The 16418-nt window shown below is 66.1% G+C and carries 12 protein-coding genes; 7 read left to right on the top strand and 5 right to left on the bottom strand.

The window, feature by feature from the left end; all coding sequences use genetic code 11:
* Positions 1–38: 38 nt before the first annotated feature.
* Both ACQ5BL_RS10345 and ACQ5BL_RS10340 read left to right on the top strand, forming a co-directional pair.
* A complete protein-coding gene (locus ACQ5BL_RS10345) occupies positions 39–527 on the top strand; it encodes a copper chaperone PCu(A)C (RefSeq protein ID WP_243806182.1) in 489 nt (162 codons plus the stop codon).
* Positions 527–1069 (top strand): GNAT family N-acetyltransferase, encoded by a 543-nt coding sequence (locus ACQ5BL_RS10340; protein WP_243806180.1) that lies wholly within the window; start codon positions 527–529, stop codon positions 1067–1069. The genes ACQ5BL_RS10345 and ACQ5BL_RS10340 overlap by 1 nt, the downstream gene beginning before the upstream one ends.
* Here ACQ5BL_RS10340 and ACQ5BL_RS10335 read toward each other — a convergent pair.
* From ACQ5BL_RS10335 to xseA, 4 genes are all read right to left on the bottom strand, one after another.
* On the bottom strand, positions 1050–1439 hold the full coding sequence (locus ACQ5BL_RS10335) for a DUF2809 domain-containing protein (RefSeq protein WP_243806178.1): 390 nt from the start codon (positions 1437–1439) through the stop codon (positions 1050–1052). The genes ACQ5BL_RS10340 and ACQ5BL_RS10335 overlap by 20 nt on opposite strands.
* Positions 1439–2275, bottom strand: a complete 837-nt coding sequence (locus ACQ5BL_RS10330; RefSeq protein ID WP_243806176.1) for a M23 family metallopeptidase — start codon at positions 2273–2275, stop codon at positions 1439–1441. The genes ACQ5BL_RS10335 and ACQ5BL_RS10330 overlap by 1 nt, the downstream gene beginning before the upstream one ends.
* Before the next feature lie 338 nt (positions 2276–2613).
* A complete protein-coding gene (locus ACQ5BL_RS10325) occupies positions 2614–3369 on the bottom strand; it encodes a M15 family metallopeptidase (RefSeq protein ID WP_243806174.1) in 756 nt (251 codons plus the stop codon).
* A gap of 6 nt (positions 3370–3375) precedes the next feature.
* Positions 3376–4755, bottom strand: coding sequence for an exodeoxyribonuclease VII large subunit (gene xseA, locus ACQ5BL_RS10320; protein WP_207887463.1), 1380 nt, complete (start codon positions 4753–4755; stop codon positions 3376–3378).
* Between the two features lie 147 nt (positions 4756–4902).
* On the opposite strand from xseA, the gene guaB reads away from it, so the two are divergent.
* From guaB to tadA, 4 genes are all read left to right on the top strand, one after another.
* Positions 4903–6372: an IMP dehydrogenase gene (guaB, locus tag ACQ5BL_RS10315; RefSeq protein WP_207887462.1), complete on the top strand. Its 1470-nt coding sequence runs from the start codon at positions 4903–4905 to the stop codon at positions 6370–6372.
* An 81-nt stretch (positions 6373–6453) separates the two neighbouring features.
* Complete coding sequence (gene guaA, locus ACQ5BL_RS10310; protein WP_207887461.1) at positions 6454–8031, top strand: glutamine-hydrolyzing GMP synthase; 1578 nt, start codon at positions 6454–6456, stop codon at positions 8029–8031.
* Between the two features lie 229 nt (positions 8032–8260).
* Entirely contained in the window at positions 8261–9664 is a 1404-nt protein-coding gene (locus ACQ5BL_RS10305) for a multicopper oxidase family protein (protein ID WP_243806172.1), read from the top strand.
* Positions 9652–10170, top strand: a complete 519-nt coding sequence (tadA, locus tag ACQ5BL_RS10300; RefSeq protein ID WP_279577273.1) for a tRNA adenosine(34) deaminase TadA — start codon at positions 9652–9654, stop codon at positions 10168–10170. Before ACQ5BL_RS10305 ends, tadA begins: the two co-directional genes overlap by 13 nt.
* 286 nt (positions 10171–10456) lie before the next feature.
* Here the strand turns inward: tadA and mltF are convergent, their stop codons facing one another.
* A complete protein-coding gene (mltF, locus tag ACQ5BL_RS10295; protein WP_243806170.1) occupies positions 10457–11929 on the bottom strand; it encodes a membrane-bound lytic murein transglycosylase MltF in 1473 nt (490 codons plus the stop codon).
* 289 nt (positions 11930–12218) lie between these two features.
* On the opposite strand from mltF, the gene purL reads away from it, so the two are divergent.
* Positions 12219–16115, top strand: a complete 3897-nt coding sequence (gene purL, locus ACQ5BL_RS10290) for a phosphoribosylformylglycinamidine synthase (RefSeq protein WP_243806168.1) — start codon at positions 12219–12221, stop codon at positions 16113–16115.
* Positions 16116–16418: the final 303 nt, after the last annotated feature.

Here is a 16418-nt window from a genome sequence, read left to right as displayed (position 1 = left end):
CTGGCGGACCTGATCACAAGCCAACTGGAGTTTCGAACATGCGTAAATCCCTGCTCGCTTTCGCTGTCCTGCTGGGCTTCTCCGGCGCCGCCCTGGCCCACGAATACGAGGCCGGCAACCTGCACATCGACCATCCCTGGTCGCTGCTGCTGCCGGCCAACTCGGTGAACGGCGCGGCCTACTTCGTCGTGGAAAACCACGGCAAGGATGCCGACCGCCTGCTCGGCGCCGACACCGAGCGCGCCGCCAGCGCCGAAATCCACCAGCACGTGGAGAAGGACGGCATGATGAAGATGCAGAAGGTCGAAGGCGTGGACATCCCCGCCGGCGGCAAGATCGTCTTCGCTCCCGGCCAGTACCACCTGATGCTGTTCGGCCTGAAGAAGCCGCTGGCCGATGGCGAGCGCTTCCCGCTGACCCTGCACTTCCAGAAGGCCGGTGACGTGAAGGTCGAGGTCGCCGTGCAGAAGGAAGCCCCGAAAGGCACCGACATGGGCCACGACATGCACGGCATGAAGATGGACTGATGAGCGACCTGCTCCTGCGCCCGCTGGTATGGGCGCAAGACGGTGAGTGGCTGCACGGGTTCGATGGCAGCTACTCCAGCGACTCGATCCTGCGGATCGAGTCCGCGGCCGATGGTTTCATCCTGCGCGAAGAGCGCCTGCCCGAGGCGCAGATCAAGCGTTATCCCTTCGCGGACCTGGAGGACGATGTGGCCGCGTCCGACTGGACTGCCGTCGCCGTCGACGAGGCAGGCGAACGCCTGGGATTCGCCATTGCCCACTACGAAATCTGGAATCGCCGCGCGGTGCTGGACGATCTGTTCGTTCTCGCCGACGCCCGCGGACGCGGTGTCGGCAAGCTCCTGATGGACGCCTGCCTGGACTGGGCGCGTGGCACCGAGGCGCGTCATCTGTGGCTGGAAACCCAGAACCTCAACCTGCCGGCGGTGGGCTTCTACCGCTCCCGTGGTTTCGCCCTCAGCGGACTGTCCACCGACCTCTACGACCCGGCGCAGGTGCTGCCGGGGGAGATGGCGCTGTTTTTCAGCTATTCGCTGGCCTGAGGGCCAGGCGCGCTTGGCGCGTCGCGAGGATCAGCACGAAGCCGATACAGTAGGCGAGCACATCCAGCCAGTCCGGCGTGGCGCCCAGCACGATGCGTAGCGCGCGGTTGCCGATATGCCAGTGAAAGGTTGCGGCGAGGTATTGGCCGAATTCGATGATCAGGCCGCAGGCCAGCGCAGCGCCGGCCAGCCAATGCGCCGGCGCATCGAGGGTCGCGCGCAGCAGGCAGTACAGCCAGATGACCGCCAGCACGTCGCCGCCGAAGCCGCGCAGCCAGCCGAGGTTCGCTCCGGCTGTGGCCAGCCAGACCAGCACGACGAACCAGAGCAGCGCGAAGAGCGCACTGCGGCCGTCGAAACGAATGCGCATCAGGGCTTGAACGCGCCAATGAAGATCGCCGGATCGACGCGGGCGTCGTTCAGGCTGACGTTCCAGTGCATGTGCGGCCCGGTGGCGCGGCCGGTGGCGCCGACACGGCCGACCACGCCGCCGCGCGGGACCTGATCACCGACTTTTACGTCGATCTTCGACATGTGGCAGAACATGCTGATGAAGCCCTGGCCGTGGTCGACGAACACGGTGTTGCCGTTGAAGAAGTAGTTGCCGATCAGGATCACCTTGCCGGCAGCTGGCGACTTGATCGGGGTGCCGGCGGGTACGGCGAAGTCCAGCCCGGAGTGCGGGTTGCGCTCCTCGCCATTGAAGAAACGGCGCAGGCCGAAGGGGCTGGAAAGCGGGCCGTTGACGGGTTTGTCCAGTACCAGGTTGCTCGGCGTGCCGGGGCTGAAGCTGCGGTAGGCGGCGGTCTGCTCGGCCAGCTCGCGGTTGATGCGCTTGAGGTCTTCGGGCAGCGGATTCACCTGGCGGGTGTTCTTCAGGGTGATGTGCTGCTCTTTATAGTGTTTGCTGTCCACGCTGAAACCGAGGTTGCGGCTGGCGCCGCCCTGCTTCACGACGATCTGCTGGCTACCGGCCTTGGTGGTCAGCGGGATGCCGACGATGGCGATCCAGTCGCGGCCTTCCTCGCGCACCACCAGTACCTGCTTGCCTTGGTAGGTGGCGGTCGGCACAGCGGCGTCCTGGCCCAGCTGGACGACGGCAACACCGCCGGGCACCGGCTTGTTCAGCGTGCGGCTGATAAAGCCTTCGGCGTGGGCGGTCAGGGTGAAGAGGGAGGCGATGAGCAGGCTGGAAATTCGGAACATTGCGCTATCCGTGGACGTGTCGGCGGATGAAGCGGGCAGTCTACACGGGCCGCTGCGGCGGGCGCGGCGATTTCGTCGAAAGCGGAACGTCTTGGCGGGCTGCTTTTCGTAGGACCGAGGGGGACGCTAGTCCTTGCTCGCGAACCAACCTCTGCAGCGGGGCTGTTCGCGAGCAAGCTCGCTCCTACAAATAGCCCTGCTTGAGGGGCAGCCCTCGCTGCGAGCTATCAGACGTCGTAGGAGCGGACTCTGTCCGCGATCGCTTACCAGCCACTCCGGTGATAACGGGGCGGCGCAAAGACATCGCGGACAGAGTCCGCTCCTACGAGAGCCAACAGCTACCGGCGCAGCCCTTCCAGCTGCTGGCGCCACAGCTGCTCCAGCGACTGCACCTGCGCCGGGCCATAGATGGCGTGGGGCTTGCCCAGGTGCGCGGCCCAAAGCTGGTCGCCGTAGTCGTAGTGCCACCACTCGCTGGACAGGTTGCTGAACCCCGCCGCGCTCATGGCATTGAACAGCATTCGGCGGTTGTCACGGATGCGCCTCTGGGGTTCATCCGGCGCGGCGATCTCTTCGTAATGCCGGGTATAGGAACGCGGCGTCGCTTCGTCGAACAGGCTGCCCATGTCCAGCCAGCGGCCGTCGCGGTCGCACAGGGTCAGGTCGATGGCGCCGCCGGTGAGGTGCGGGCTGGGCGATTCGGCGCGGGCGCTGGGCGGCGCGACGAACTCGCGGGTGCGCCGGGTCAGCTCGCGCGGATCGGCATCCGGCTCGTGCTGGCGGAGGATGTCGTAGAGCGTGTCGTACAGGTGTTGCTGCACCGCGAAGGGTCGCCAGGCATCGAGGATCACCAGGCGGATGCCGTCGGGCAGCAGGCTGGCGGCGTGCAGCAGGCGCTCGAACACGTCGGTGCGGGCGTAGCACTCCGGCTGCGCATTGGGCACACCCAGGCGGTGATAGGCCGGCCACACCGCGAAGCCGGTGGCGATGCTCAGCGCCTGCAGTGGCTGACCGCATTCGACGATGGGCATGCGGAAGGCTTCGGCCCAGTCCGGATCGGGCTGCGGCAGGATCGGTGCAAGCAGGTCGGTCATCGTTGATCAGTCCAGCAGGGAAAGGGTGACGGGCGCCTGGTGGTTGTCCTCCACCCGCACCTCCAGTTCGCCTTCGGCCAGCCGGGCTTTCAGGCGCTGGCCGTTCTTCGTCTGTGCCGCGCTGCGGATCGCCTGGCCCTTGTCGTCCAGCAGGATGCTGTAGCCACGGCCGAGGGTCGCCAGCGGGCTGACGATGTGCAGCGTCTGCATCAGGCCGTCCAGACGCTGGCGCTGTTCGCGCAGGATCGCCTGGGTGGCACGGGGCAGGCGGCCGCTGAGGTTTTCCAGGCGCTGGCGCAGCAGTGCCAGGTTGCGGCCGGGATGCTGGGCGGCGAGGCGGGTGTCCAGCCGTGCGACGCGCTCCTGGCGAATGTGCAGCTGGCGCTCGAAGGCGCGGCGCAGGCGCATGTCCAGGTCGTCCAGGCGCTGGGCCTGCTGGCGCAGGCGTTCGCCGGGGTGGCGCAGGCGCCGGGCGGTACCTTCCAGGCGCAGGCGCTCGCGGGTCAGGCGGTCCTGGATGCGCAGGATCAGTCGACGGCGCAGCCCGTCCAGGCGCTGCTGCAGGTCGCCGCTGTGGGGCGCCAGCAGTTCGGCGGCGGCCGAAGGCGTGGGCGCGCGCACGTCGGCGACGAAATCGCTGATGGAAACGTCGGTTTCATGGCCCACGGCGCTGACGATGGGCGTCACGCAGGCGGCGATGGCGCGGGCCACAGGCTCCTCGTTGAAGCACCAGAGGTCTTCCAGCGAGCCGCCGCCACGGGCCAGGATCAGCGCGTCGAAGCCCTGCGCATCGGCCAGCTTGAGCGCGCGGACGATCTGCCCGACAGCCTCGCGGCCCTGCACGGCGGTGGGGATCAGGGTCAGCTCGACTTGCGGGGCGCGGCGGCGGAACACGCTGATGATGTCGCGGATCACCGCGCCGGTGGGCGAGCTGACGATGCCAATGCGCCGGGGATGGGCGGGAAGTTCCCGCTTGCGCTCGGCGGCGAACAGGCCTTCGGCGGCGAGCTTTTCCTTCAGCGCCTCGAAGGCCAGGCGCAGCGCACCGTCACCGGCCGGTTCGACGGCATCGGCGATCAGCTGGTAGTCGCCGCGCCCTTCGAACAGCGAGACCTTGCCGCGCACCCGCACGGCGAGACCGTCGCGCAGGGCCTGGCGTACGCGCAGGGCGTTCTGCCGGAACAGCGCGCAGCGCACCTGGGCGTTGCTGTCCTTGAGGGTGAAGTACATATGACCGGATGCCGGGCGGGCGAGGTTGGAGATCTCGCCCTCGACCCACACCTGCGGGAACACGTCCTCCAGCAGGTGGCGGGCGCGCTGGTTGAGCTGGCTGACGGTCAGAACCTCGCGGTCGAGGCCCAGCCGTTGGAAGGGATCATTCTGCATGGCGAAGGATGATAAGCGCGCCCGTGGACAGGGGCCAGCGCGCAGGGTTGAGAAAGCTTCATTCAGATCGTCCGGTTACGTTGAGCCGCGCCCCCCAGCTGGGATATAATGCCGCGCTTCCATTTTTCCCGATCGGGAGCCCCCGCCATGCTGCGCATCAGCCAAGAAGCCCTCACTTTCGACGACGTCCTCCTGATTCCCGGTTATTCGGAAGTCCTACCCAAGGACGTGAGCCTGAAAACCCGACTGACCCGTGGCATCGAGCTGAACATTCCGCTGGTATCTGCCGCGATGGATACCGTGACCGAATCCCGCCTGGCCATCGCCATGGCGCAGGAAGGCGGCATCGGCATCATCCACAAGAACATGGGCATCGAGCAGCAGGCCGCCGAGGTTCGCAAGGTCAAGAAGCACGAGACCGCGATCGTCCGCGACCCGGTCACCGTGACCCCGTCGACCAAGATCATCGAGCTGCTGCAGATCGCCCGCGAATACGGCTTCTCCGGCTTCCCGGTGGTGGAAGAGGGTGAGCTGGTCGGCATCGTCACCGGTCGCGACCTGCGCGTGAAGCCGAACGTCGGCGACAGCGTTTCCGCGATCATGACCCCGAAAGACAAGCTGGTCACCGCTCGCGAAGGCACCGCCCTGGAAGAGATCAAGGCCGCCCTCTACGAGAACCGCATCGAGAAGATGCTGATCGTCGACGAGAAGTTCCGCCTGACCGGCCTGGTCACCTTCCGTGACATCGAGAAGGCCAAGACCTATCCGCTGGCGTCCAAGGACGACCAGGGCCGCCTGCGCGTCGGCGCAGCCGTCGGCACCGGCGCCGACACCGGCGAGCGCGTTGCCGCACTGGTCGCCGCTGGCGTTGACGTCGTCGTCGTTGACACCGCCCACGGGCACTCCAAAGGCGTGATCGACCGCGTTCGCTGGGTGAAGGAAACCTTCCCGCAGGTACAGGTCATCGGCGGCAACATCGCCACCGGCGAAGCCGCCAAGGCACTGGCTGACGCCGGCGCCGACGCCGTCAAGGTCGGCATCGGCCCGGGCTCCATCTGCACCACCCGTATCGTCGCAGGCGTCGGCGTGCCGCAGATCTCTGCCATCGCCAACGTTGCCGCCGCCCTCGAAGGCACCGGCGTTCCGCTGATCGCCGATGGCGGCATCCGCTTCTCCGGTGACCTGGCCAAGGCCATGGTGGCTGGCGCCTACTGCGTGATGATGGGTTCGATGTTCGCTGGTACCGAAGAGGCTCCGGGCGAGATCGAGCTGTTCCAGGGCCGTTCCTACAAGTCCTACCGTGGCATGGGCTCGCTGGGCGCCATGGCCGGTTCCACCGGTTCCTCCGACCGCTACTTCCAGGACGCCTCCGCTGGCGCCGAGAAGCTGGTGCCGGAAGGCATCGAAGGGCGCGTGCCTTATAAAGGCCAGCTGACCGCCATCGTCCACCAGCTGATGGGTGGCCTGCGTGCCGCCATGGGCTACACCGGCAGCGCCGATATCCACGACATGCGCACCAAGCCGCAGTTCGTGCGCATCACTGGCGCCGGCATGGCCGAGTCCCACGTCCACGATGTGCAGATCACCAAGGAAGCCCCGAACTACCGCGTAGGCTAAGGGCTTCAGGTTAATGAGTCGGACACGGGGCTGGTTGATACAGCCCCGTGTCGTTTAAGAATTTCGCTACGAGAGATGGCCATGTCCCAAGACATTCACGCTCACCGGATCCTGATCCTCGACTTCGGCTCCCAGTACACCCAGCTGATCGCCCGCCGCGTTCGCGAGATCGGCGTGTACTGCGAGATCCACCCGTTCGACATGAGCGACGAAGACGTTCGTGCCTTCGCCCCGCGCGGCATCATCCTGGCCGGCGGCCCGGAGTCGGTGCACGAAGCCAACAGCCCGCGCGCGCCGAAGGCCGTGTTCGACCTGAAGGTGCCGCTGTTCGGCATCTGCTATGGCATGCAGACCATGGCCGAGCAGATGGGCGGCAAGGTGCTGGGTTCGGACCTACGCGAGTTCGGCTATGCCCGCGTCGACGTGGTCGGCAAGGCCCGCCTGCTGGACGGCATCGAAGACCATGTGGACGAGGACGGCGTCTTCGGCCTCGACGTGTGGATGAGCCACGGCGACAAGGTCACCGAGATCCCGGAAGGCTTCCACATCCTCGCCAGCACCCCGAGCTGCCCGATCGCCGCCATGGCCGACGATGCCCGTGGCTACTACGGCGTGCAATTCCACCCGGAAGTGACCCACACCAAGCAGGGCGGTCGCATCCTTTCCCGCTTCGTGCTGGACATCTGCGGCTGCGCAGCCCTGTGGACCCCGTCCAACATCGTCAACGACGCCATCGCCACCGTGCGCGCCCAGGTGGGTTCGTCCAAGGTGCTGCTGGGCCTGTCCGGCGGCGTGGATTCCTCGGTGGTCGCGGCGCTGCTGCACAAGGCCATCGGCGACCAGCTGACCTGCGTCTTCGTCGACAACGGCCTGCTGCGCCTGCACGAAGGTGACCAGGTGATGGCCATGTTCGCCGAGAACATGGGCGTCAAGGTCATCCGCGCCAACGCCGAAGAGCTGTTCCTCGGCCGCCTGGCCGGCGTCAGCGACCCGGAGCAGAAGCGCAAGATCATCGGCAAGACCTTCATCGAGGTCTTCGACGATGAAGCCACCAAGCTGCAGGACGTGAAGTTCCTCGCCCAGGGCACCATCTACCCGGACGTGATCGAGTCGGCCGGCGCCAAGACCGGCAAGGCCCACGTGATCAAGTCGCACCACAACGTCGGCGGCCTGCCGGAAGACATGCAGTTCGAACTGGTCGAGCCGCTGCGCGAGCTGTTCAAGGACGAAGTCCGCAAGATCGGCCTGGAGCTGGGCCTGCCCTACGACATGGTCTACCGCCACCCGTTCCCGGGCCCGGGCCTGGGCGTGCGCATCCTCGGCGAAGTGAAGAAGGAATACGCCGACCTGCTGCGTCGTGCGGACCACATCTTCATCGAAGAGCTGCGCAACTTCGACTGGTACCACAAGACCAGCCAGGCCTTCGTGGTGTTCCAGCCGGTGAAGTCCGTCGGCGTGGTCGGCGATGGCCGTCGCTACGCCTGGGTCGTGGCCCTGCGCGCGGTGGAAACCATCGACTTCATGACCGCTCGCTGGGCGCACCTGCCGTACGAGCTGCTGGAAAAGGTCTCGAATCGCATCATCAACGAGATCGAAGGCATCTCCCGCGTCACCTATGACGTGTCGAGCAAGCCGCCGGCAACCATCGAGTGGGAATGATCGGGGACAGTTAACGTCCTCTTAACGAAGAGGCGGCACGCTCGCCGCCTTCTTCGGCAGGCGGGGCGGGCGAGTGCCCGTCCTTGACCTGACGCACGAGCGGCGCTGCCGTCTTCGTGCAAAGTCTCTCCGTGCAGCGGGCCGCAAGAGCCTGTGCCGGGCGCGAAACGCGCCAACCTCCGTGAAAGTCGATGGGGTCGCATGTCCCTTGTTCGAGGAGTCTGGACCCATGTCGTTTACCCGTAGACAAGTACTCGGCGGCATCGCCGGCCTGGCCGTGCTCGGCCTGGGCGCCGGTGGCGCGCGCCTCTGGCTGGCGCGCCCGGAAGTGGCCGCCGAACACGATTACGAGCTGATCGCCGCCCCGCTGGACCTGGAGCTGGTGCCCGGCCACAAGACACCTGGCCTGGGTTATGGTGGTCAGGCGCCGGGCGTGGAAATCCGCGCGCGCCAGGGCGACTGGCTGCGGGTGCGCTTCACCAACAAGCTGGACGAGCCGACCACCATCCATTGGCACGGCATCCGCCTGCCGATCGAGATGGATGGCGTGCCCTACATCTCGCAGCCCCCGGTGCAGCCGGGCGAGAGTTTCGTCTACCAGTTCAAGACGCCGGACGCCGGCAGCTACTGGTACCACCCGCACCTGATGAGCAGCGAGCAGCTGGGGCGCGGCCTGGTCGGGCCGCTGATCATCGACGAGCGCGAGCCGACCGGGTTCGCCAGCGAGAAAGTCCTCTGCCTGAAGACCTGGCACGTGGACGAGGAAGGCAACTTCACGCCTTTCAGCGTTCCCCGCGAGGCTGCGCGCGAAGGCACGCGCGGGCGCCTGTCGACCATCAACGGCGAACGTACGCCGGTGATCGAACTGCCGGCCGGCGAGATCGTCCGGGTGCGTCTGCTCAACGTCGATAACACCGTGACTTATCGCCTCAACCTGCCGGACGCCGAGGCGAAGATCTATGCCATCGACGGCCATCCTGTGGAGCCGCGCGATTTCGGCAGGGGGCCGAAGGACCAGTACTGGATCGGCCCGGGCATGCGCCTGGAGCTGGGCATTCGTGGCCCGGCCGAAGGCACCGAACTGTCGCTGCGCAATGGTCCGGTACGCCTGGCGACCCTCCGTGGCGTGGCCAACCCGAAGGCGCCGACCGCCCAGTGGCCGGCCGCGCTGCCGCACAACCCGGTGGCCGAGCCGGACCTGAAGAACGCCGAGACCATCAACTTCAAATTCGAGTGGGTGGGCGCCATATCCGACTACTCCAAGGGCCAGTCGGCGCCTTCGCTGTGGCAGATCAACGGTGTGGCCTGGCAGGGCGGCGAGGAGCACAAGCACAATGCGCCGCCGCTGGCGAAGCTCAAGGAAGGCAACAGCTACATCTTCGTGCTGCGCAACATGACCCAGTACCAGCACCCGATCCACCTGCACGGCATGGCCTTCAAGGTGCTGGATTCCGATCGTCGGGAGATCATTCCGTACTTCACCGACACCTACCTGCTGGGCAAGAATGAGACGGCACGCGTGGCGCTGGTGGCGGATAACCCCGGCCTGTGGATGTTCCACTGCCACGTGATCGATCACATGGAGACCGGACTGATGGGAACCATTGCGGTGGGCGAGGCATGGTGCGGCTGACCAACAGCAAGGGGCATCCGACCGTGAAGGGGCTGGTGCCGGTCATCGACCGCAGCCAGGACATCCCCTTCATGCGCGAGGCCATGGCACTGGCCGAGCAGGGCGCGGCCCTGGGCGAAGTGCCGGTAGGCGCCGTGCTGGTGCTGGATGGGCAGGTCATCGGCCGAGGCTTCAACCGTCCTATCACCTCCCATGACCCCAGCGCCCATGCGGAGATGGTCGCCATCCGCGAGGCGGCCGCCGCCGCGCAGAACTATCGCCTGCCCGGCAGCACCCTCTACGTCACGCTTGAGCCCTGCAGCATGTGCGCCGGGCTGATCGTCCATTCGCGCATCCAGCGCGTGGTGTTCGGCGCCACGGAGCCCAAGTCCGGTGTCGTGGTCAGCCGGGCGGCATTCTTCGAGCAGGATTTCCTCAACCACCGGGTGCTGGTGGAGGGCGGAGTGCTGGCGGAGGAGTGCAGCGCGATGCTGTCGGCCTTCTTCAAGGCCCGCCGCAAGGGCTGAGCTGGGAGCTTTTGCTTTTGTAGGAGCGAGCTTGCTCGCGAACGGTGCCGCGTCATGCCGATCGCGGACGGAGTCCGCTCCTACGCAGGCGCATCACATGGGCAATTCCCTTTGATTGCGGATTCCTTCGCTCGGGATTTCGCGGACAAGGTCCGCTCCTACAGGGTGAGCGCGGCGCTGCTTTCGTAGGAGCGGACCTTGTCCGCGATCAGCGTTTCAGAACGCACGAAAACAAAGGCTGAGTACGGTTCGCGAGCACGCCCGCTCCTGCAGGACCGATGAAGCCTCAGAGCTTCTCGTCCTGCGGAGTGTCCTGCGGCTTGGTCTTGTTCACGCCCGGCAGGTGCAGGCCGCTCTCGGCGAGCTGGCCGCCTTCCATCTGCGGCTGGGTCACCCAGGTGAGGATGTCGTAGTAACGCCGCACGTTCTGCACGAAGTGCACCGTCTCGCCGCCGCGCGCATAGCCGTAGCGGGTCTTGCGGTAATACTGCTTCTGCGACAGGCGCGGCAGCATCTTCTTCACATCGAGCCACTTGTTCGGATTCAGGCCTTCCTGCTCGGCCATCTTGCGCGCGTCGTCCAGGTGGGCGCCGCCGATGTTGTAGGCAGCGAGGGCGAACCAGGTGCGGTCCGGGTCCTGGATGCTTTCCGGCAACTCGTCCTTGATCTGGATGTAGTACTTGCTACCGCCCTGGATGCTCTGCTTGGCATCGAGGCGATTGGCCACGCCCATGGCCTGGGCGGTGCGGTTGGTCAGCATCATCAGGCCGCGTACGCCGGTCTTGGAGGTGGCGTCGGGCTGCCACATGGACTCCTGGTAGCCGATGGCGGCCAGCAGGCGCCAGTCGGCTTCGAGCTTCTGGCCGCTCTGGCGGAAGTGCGGCTCGTATTTGGGCAGGCGCTGCTGCAGGTGCTGGGCGAAGGTGTAGGCGCCGACATAGCCCAGTACGTCGACGTGGCCGTAGTAGCGGTCCTTCAGGCGTTGCAGCAGGCCGTCCTGCTTGGCCTTGTCGAGGAAGGCGTTGACCTTCTCCAGCAGGCTGTTGTCGTCGCCGGCCGGCAGCGCCCAGGCCAGGCCGCGGGAGTCGCCGAGGTCGAAGGCCACGCGGACGTTGGGGAAGTACACCTGGTTCATCGCCAGTTCATTGGAGTCGACCAGCGTCAGGTCGATCTCGCCGACATCGACCATGCGCAGCAGGTCGACCATCTCGTCGGCGTCGGATTCGCGGTAGGTGATCCTGGGGAACTGCTTCTTCAGTTCGGCCAGTTGGGCGGCGTGGCTGCTGCCCTTGAGCACGACGATGCGCTTGTCTTCCAGGTCCTCGGGGCGGGTCGGGCGCTGCTCGCCGTTGCGGTAGACGACCTGCGGTGTGACATCGAGGTAGGAGTGCGAGTAGTGCACCTGCGTGCTGCGGTCGCCACCCGGCGTCAGGCCTGCGGCGGCGAGATTGGGGCCGCCGTCATGGCCGAGCTGGCTGTAGAGGTCGTCCAGGTTGTCGGCGGTTTCGATTTCCAGCTTGACCCCCAGGCTATCGGCAAAGCGTTTGGCCAGCTCGTACTCGAAGCCGGTGTCGCCGTTGCGATCCTGGAAGTAGGTAGCGGGGCTGTTGCGGGTGATCACGCGCAGGACGCCGTCCTTCTGCACACGTTCCAGGGCCGTCGGGACTTTCGCCTCGGTACAGCCGGAAATCAGCAGAAAGATACAGGTCGCCAAGAACCAGGCGGTGCGACGTACGCGGGACGCAGTCAGGGCAAGCATCGACGCAGTATACGCAAAGGCCATGTGGCGCCATATATCGACAGGTTGACGCTTCTCTGCTAGCTGGCATGCCGTTCGTCGGTATTTTGGCGCATGAGGCCGGGCCAGGCGGGCCGGATACGGGCTGATCGAAGCTGTTCGAAGGTGAAAAAACCACTCGGTGACGGTGGGCGCGAGGAAGGTGCTGGAAAGGTGCCGCCGCCTCTCTCTTTACGGTAGAATGCACGGCCTCTGTGGGCCGGCCCGTCCGGCCCCACACACTTCCCCGTCTCCAGAGGCTGTTCCGACAATGCTGATCCTGCGCGGTGCTCCCGCCCTTTCCGCTTTCCGCCACGGCAAACTGCTCGACCTGCTGACCCAGCATGTGCCCGCCGTCACCGGGCTGTATGCCGAGTTTGCGCACTTCGCCGAGGTCATCGGAGCCCTCAACGCCGAGGAAGAACAAGTCCTGGCGCGCCTGCTGAAGTACGGCCCGAGCGTCCCTGTGCAGGAACCCGCCGGCCGCCTGTTCCTGGTGGTTCCGCGCTTCGGCACCATCTCGCCCTGGTCGAGCAAGGCCTCTGACATCGCCCGCAACTGCGGCCTGGCCAAGATCGAGCGCATCGAGCGCGGCATCGCCTACTACGTCACCGGCGAGCTGAGCGAGGCCGACGCACAAGCCGTCGCCGCCCGCCTGCACGACCGCATGACCCAGCTTGTGCTGAATGAGCTGGAAGAAGCCTCCGCCCTGTTCAGCCACGCCCAGCCCAAGCCGCTGACCGTGGTGGACATCCTCGCCGGCGGTCGCGCCGCGCTGGAAAAGGCCAACCTCGAGCTGGGCCTGGCCCTGGCCGAGGACGAGATCGACTACCTGGTGAAAAGCTTCGTCGAGCTGGGCCGCAACCCGCACGACGTCGAACTGATGATGTTCGCCCAGGCCAACTCCGAACACTGCCGCCACAAGATCTTCAACGCCAGTTGGGACATCGACGGCCAGGCTCAGGACAAGAGCCTGTTCGGCATGATCAAGAACACCTATGAAATGCACCGCGAAGGCGTGCTGTCCGCGTACAAGGACAACGCCGCGGTGATGAAAGGCTACGTCGCCGGCCGCTTCTACCCGAACGCCGAGACCCGCCAGTACGGCGCCAGCGAAGAGCCGGTGCACATCCTGATGAAGGTGGAAACCCACAACCACCCGACCGCCATCGCTCCCTTCCCTGGCGCCTCCACCGGCTCCGGCGGCGAGATCCGCGACGAGGGCGCGACTGGTCGTGGCGCCAAGCCCAAGGCCGGCCTGGTCGGCTTCACCGTCTCCAACCTGAACATCCCCGGTTTCGAGCAGCCCTGGGAAGTGCCCTATGGCAAGCCCGAGCGCATCGTTACCCCGCTGGACATCATGATCGAAGGCCCGCTGGGCGGCGCCGCGTTCAACAACGAATTCGGCCGCCCGAACCTGGCCGGCTACTTCCGTACCTTCGAACAGGCCATCGCCACCCCGCGTGGCGAGGAAGTCCGCGGCTACCACAAGCCGATCATGATCGCCGGCGGCATGGGCAACATCCGCGAAGACCACGTGCAGAAGGGCGAGATCTCGGTCGGCGCCAAGCTGATCGTGCTCGGCGGCCCGGCCATGCTGATCGGCCTGGGCGGCGGTGCCGCGTCCTCCATGGCTACCGGCGCTTCCGCCGCTGACCTGGACTTCGCCTCGGTACAGCGCGAGAACCCGGAAATGGAACGCCGCTGCCAGGAGGTCATCGACCGCTGCTGGCAGATGGGCGAGAACAACCCGATCAAGTTCATCCACGACGTGGGCGCGGGCGGTATCTCCAACGCCCTGCCGGAACTGATCAACGACGGCGGCCGTGGCGGTCGCTTCGAACTGCGCAACGTGCCCAACGACGAGCCGGGCATGAGCCCGCTGGAAATCTGGTGCAACGAGTCGCAGGAACGCTACGTGATGTCGGTGGACGCCGCCGACTTCGAGACCTTCAAGGCCATCTGCGAGCGTGAGCGCTGCCCGTTCGCCGTGGTCGGCGAAGCCACTGAGGAGAAGCAGCTCACCGTTGCTGACAGTCACTTCGGCAACAAGCCGGTGGACATGCCGCTCGAAGTGCTGCTGGGCAAGCCGCCGCGCATGCACCGTTCGGTCACCCGCGAAGCGGAGCTGGGCGATGACTTCGCCGCCGCCGGCCTGGACCTGACCGAATCCACCGAGCGCGTGCTGCGCCACCCGGCCGTGGCCAGCAAAAACTTCCTGATCACCATCGGCGACCGCACCATCACCGGCCTGGTCGCCCGCGATCAGCTGGTCGGCCCGTGGCAGGTTCCGGTGGCCGACTGCGCCGTCACCGCCACCAGCTTCGACGTCTACACCGGTGAAGCCATGGCCATGGGCGAGCGCACTCCGCTGGCCCTGATCGACGCCCCGGCCTCCGGCCGCATGGCGATCGGCGAGACCATCACCAACCTGGCCGCCGCGAGCATCGACAAGATCTCCGAGATCAAGCTCTCCGCCAACTGGATGGCCGCTGCCGGCCACCCGGGCGAGGACGCGCGCCTGTACGACACCGTCAAAGCCGTCGGCATGGAGCTGTGCCCGGCGCTGGGCATTACCATCCCGGTGGGCAAGGACTCCATGTCCATGAAGACCCGCTGGCAGGATGGCAACGCCGAGAAGAGCGTCACCTCGCCGATGTCGCTGATCATCTCCGGCTTCGCCCCGGTCAACGACATCCGCAAGACCCTGACCCCGCAGCTGCGCCTGGACAAGGGTGAAACCGACCTGATCGTCATCGATCTGGGTCGTGGCAAGAACCGCATGGGCGGCTCCATCCTCGCCCAGGTCAACGGCCAGATCGGCCGTGCCGCGCCGGACGTCGACGATGCCGAAGATCTGAAGGCCTTCTTCGCCGTGATCCAGGGCCTGAATGCCGACGGTCACCTGCTGGCCTACCACGACCGTTCCGACGGCGGCCTGATGGCCACTGTGGTGGAGATGGCCTTTGCCGGTCATTGCGGCCTGGACCTGAACCTTGACGCGCTGGCCGACAGCCGTGACGAACTGACCGCCGCCCTGTTCAACGAAGAGCTCGGTGCGGTCATCCAGGTTCGCTCCGCTGCCACCCCGGAAGTGTTGGCCCAGTTCAGCGCCGCCGGCCTGGAAGACTGTGTCGCCGTGATCGGCCAGCCGGCCGCTGGCGCCGACATCGAACTGGCCTTCAACGGCGAGCGGGTGTTCAGCGCCCAGCGCCGCAACCTGCAGCGTATCTGGAGCGAGACCAGCTACCGCATCCAGCGCATGCGCGACAACGCCGATTGCGCCGACCAGGAATTCGACGGCCTGCTGGAAGAAGACAATCCGGGGCTGTCGGTGAAGCTGAGCTTCGACGTCAACGACGACATCGCCGCGCCTTACATCAAGAAGGGCGTGCGTCCGCAGATCGCCATCCTGCGCGAGCAGGGTGTCAACGGTCAGGTGGAAATGGCCGCGGCCTTCGACCGTGCCGGCTTCGTCGCGGTCGACGTGCACATGAGCGACATCCTTTCCGGCCGCATCAGCCTGGAGCAGTTCAAGGGCCTGGTGGCCTGCGGCGGCTTCTCCTACGGCGACGTACTGGGCGCCGGCGAGGGCTGGGCCAAGTCGATCCTGTTCAACAGCCGTGCCCGTGATGGCTTCCAGGCCTTCTTCGAGCGCAAGGACAGCTTCGCCCTCGGCGTGTGCAACGGTTGCCAGATGATGTCCAACCTGCACGAGCTGATCCCCGGCACCGAGTTCTGGCCGCACTTCGTGCGCAACCGCTCCGAGCAGTTCGAAGCGCGCGTGGCGATGGTCCAGGTGCAGGAGTCGCAGTCGATCTTCCTGCAGGGCATGGCCGGTTCGCGCCTGCCGATCGCCATCGCCCACGGCGAAGGCCATGCGGAGTTCGAGAGCGAAGAAGCGCTGCTGGAGGCGGACCTGTCCGGCACCGTGGCCCTGCGTTTCGTCGACAACCTGGGCAAGGTTACCGAGAGCTACCCGGCCAACCCCAACGGCTCGCCCCGTGGCATCACCGGCCTGACCAGCCGCGACGGCCGCGTCACCATCATGATGCCGCACCCGGAACGTGTGTTCCGCGCCGTGCAGAACTCCTGGCGTCCGGATGAGTGGGAAGAGAACGGCGGCTGGATGCGCATGTTCCGCAATGCCCGCGTCTGGGTGGGTTGAGTCCGGTTTCCGGATGGGACACGAAAAGGGGAAAGCTTCGGCTTTCCCCTTTTTCTTTGCCCCTAGGGCGTACAACCGTTCGCGGTTGTACGCTGTTTCACCTTGGTTGGTCGTCGACGCCGGGGTTGGGCTCGAAGAGCGCCTTGGGCCATGGCCAATCAGCGTATAACGTGGAACGTTATACGCCCTACGTTGGGCAGAGGAGGGGGCGTTGGCTGAATCGGAGATACTGCCTGAGGTTCGCCCGGTCGAGCCGGGGCAAATCCTTCGCCTGTGTGGCTGTGGGCGATGCACAAGCCTGCC

Source organism: Pseudomonas sp. B1-22 (genome assembly GCF_050474425.1).
In the GTDB taxonomy this organism is placed as follows: Bacteria; Pseudomonadota; Gammaproteobacteria; order Pseudomonadales; family Pseudomonadaceae; genus Pseudomonas.
Note: the sequence above shows the minus strand (reverse complement) of the source record. Positions and strands in the feature narration are given on the sequence as shown.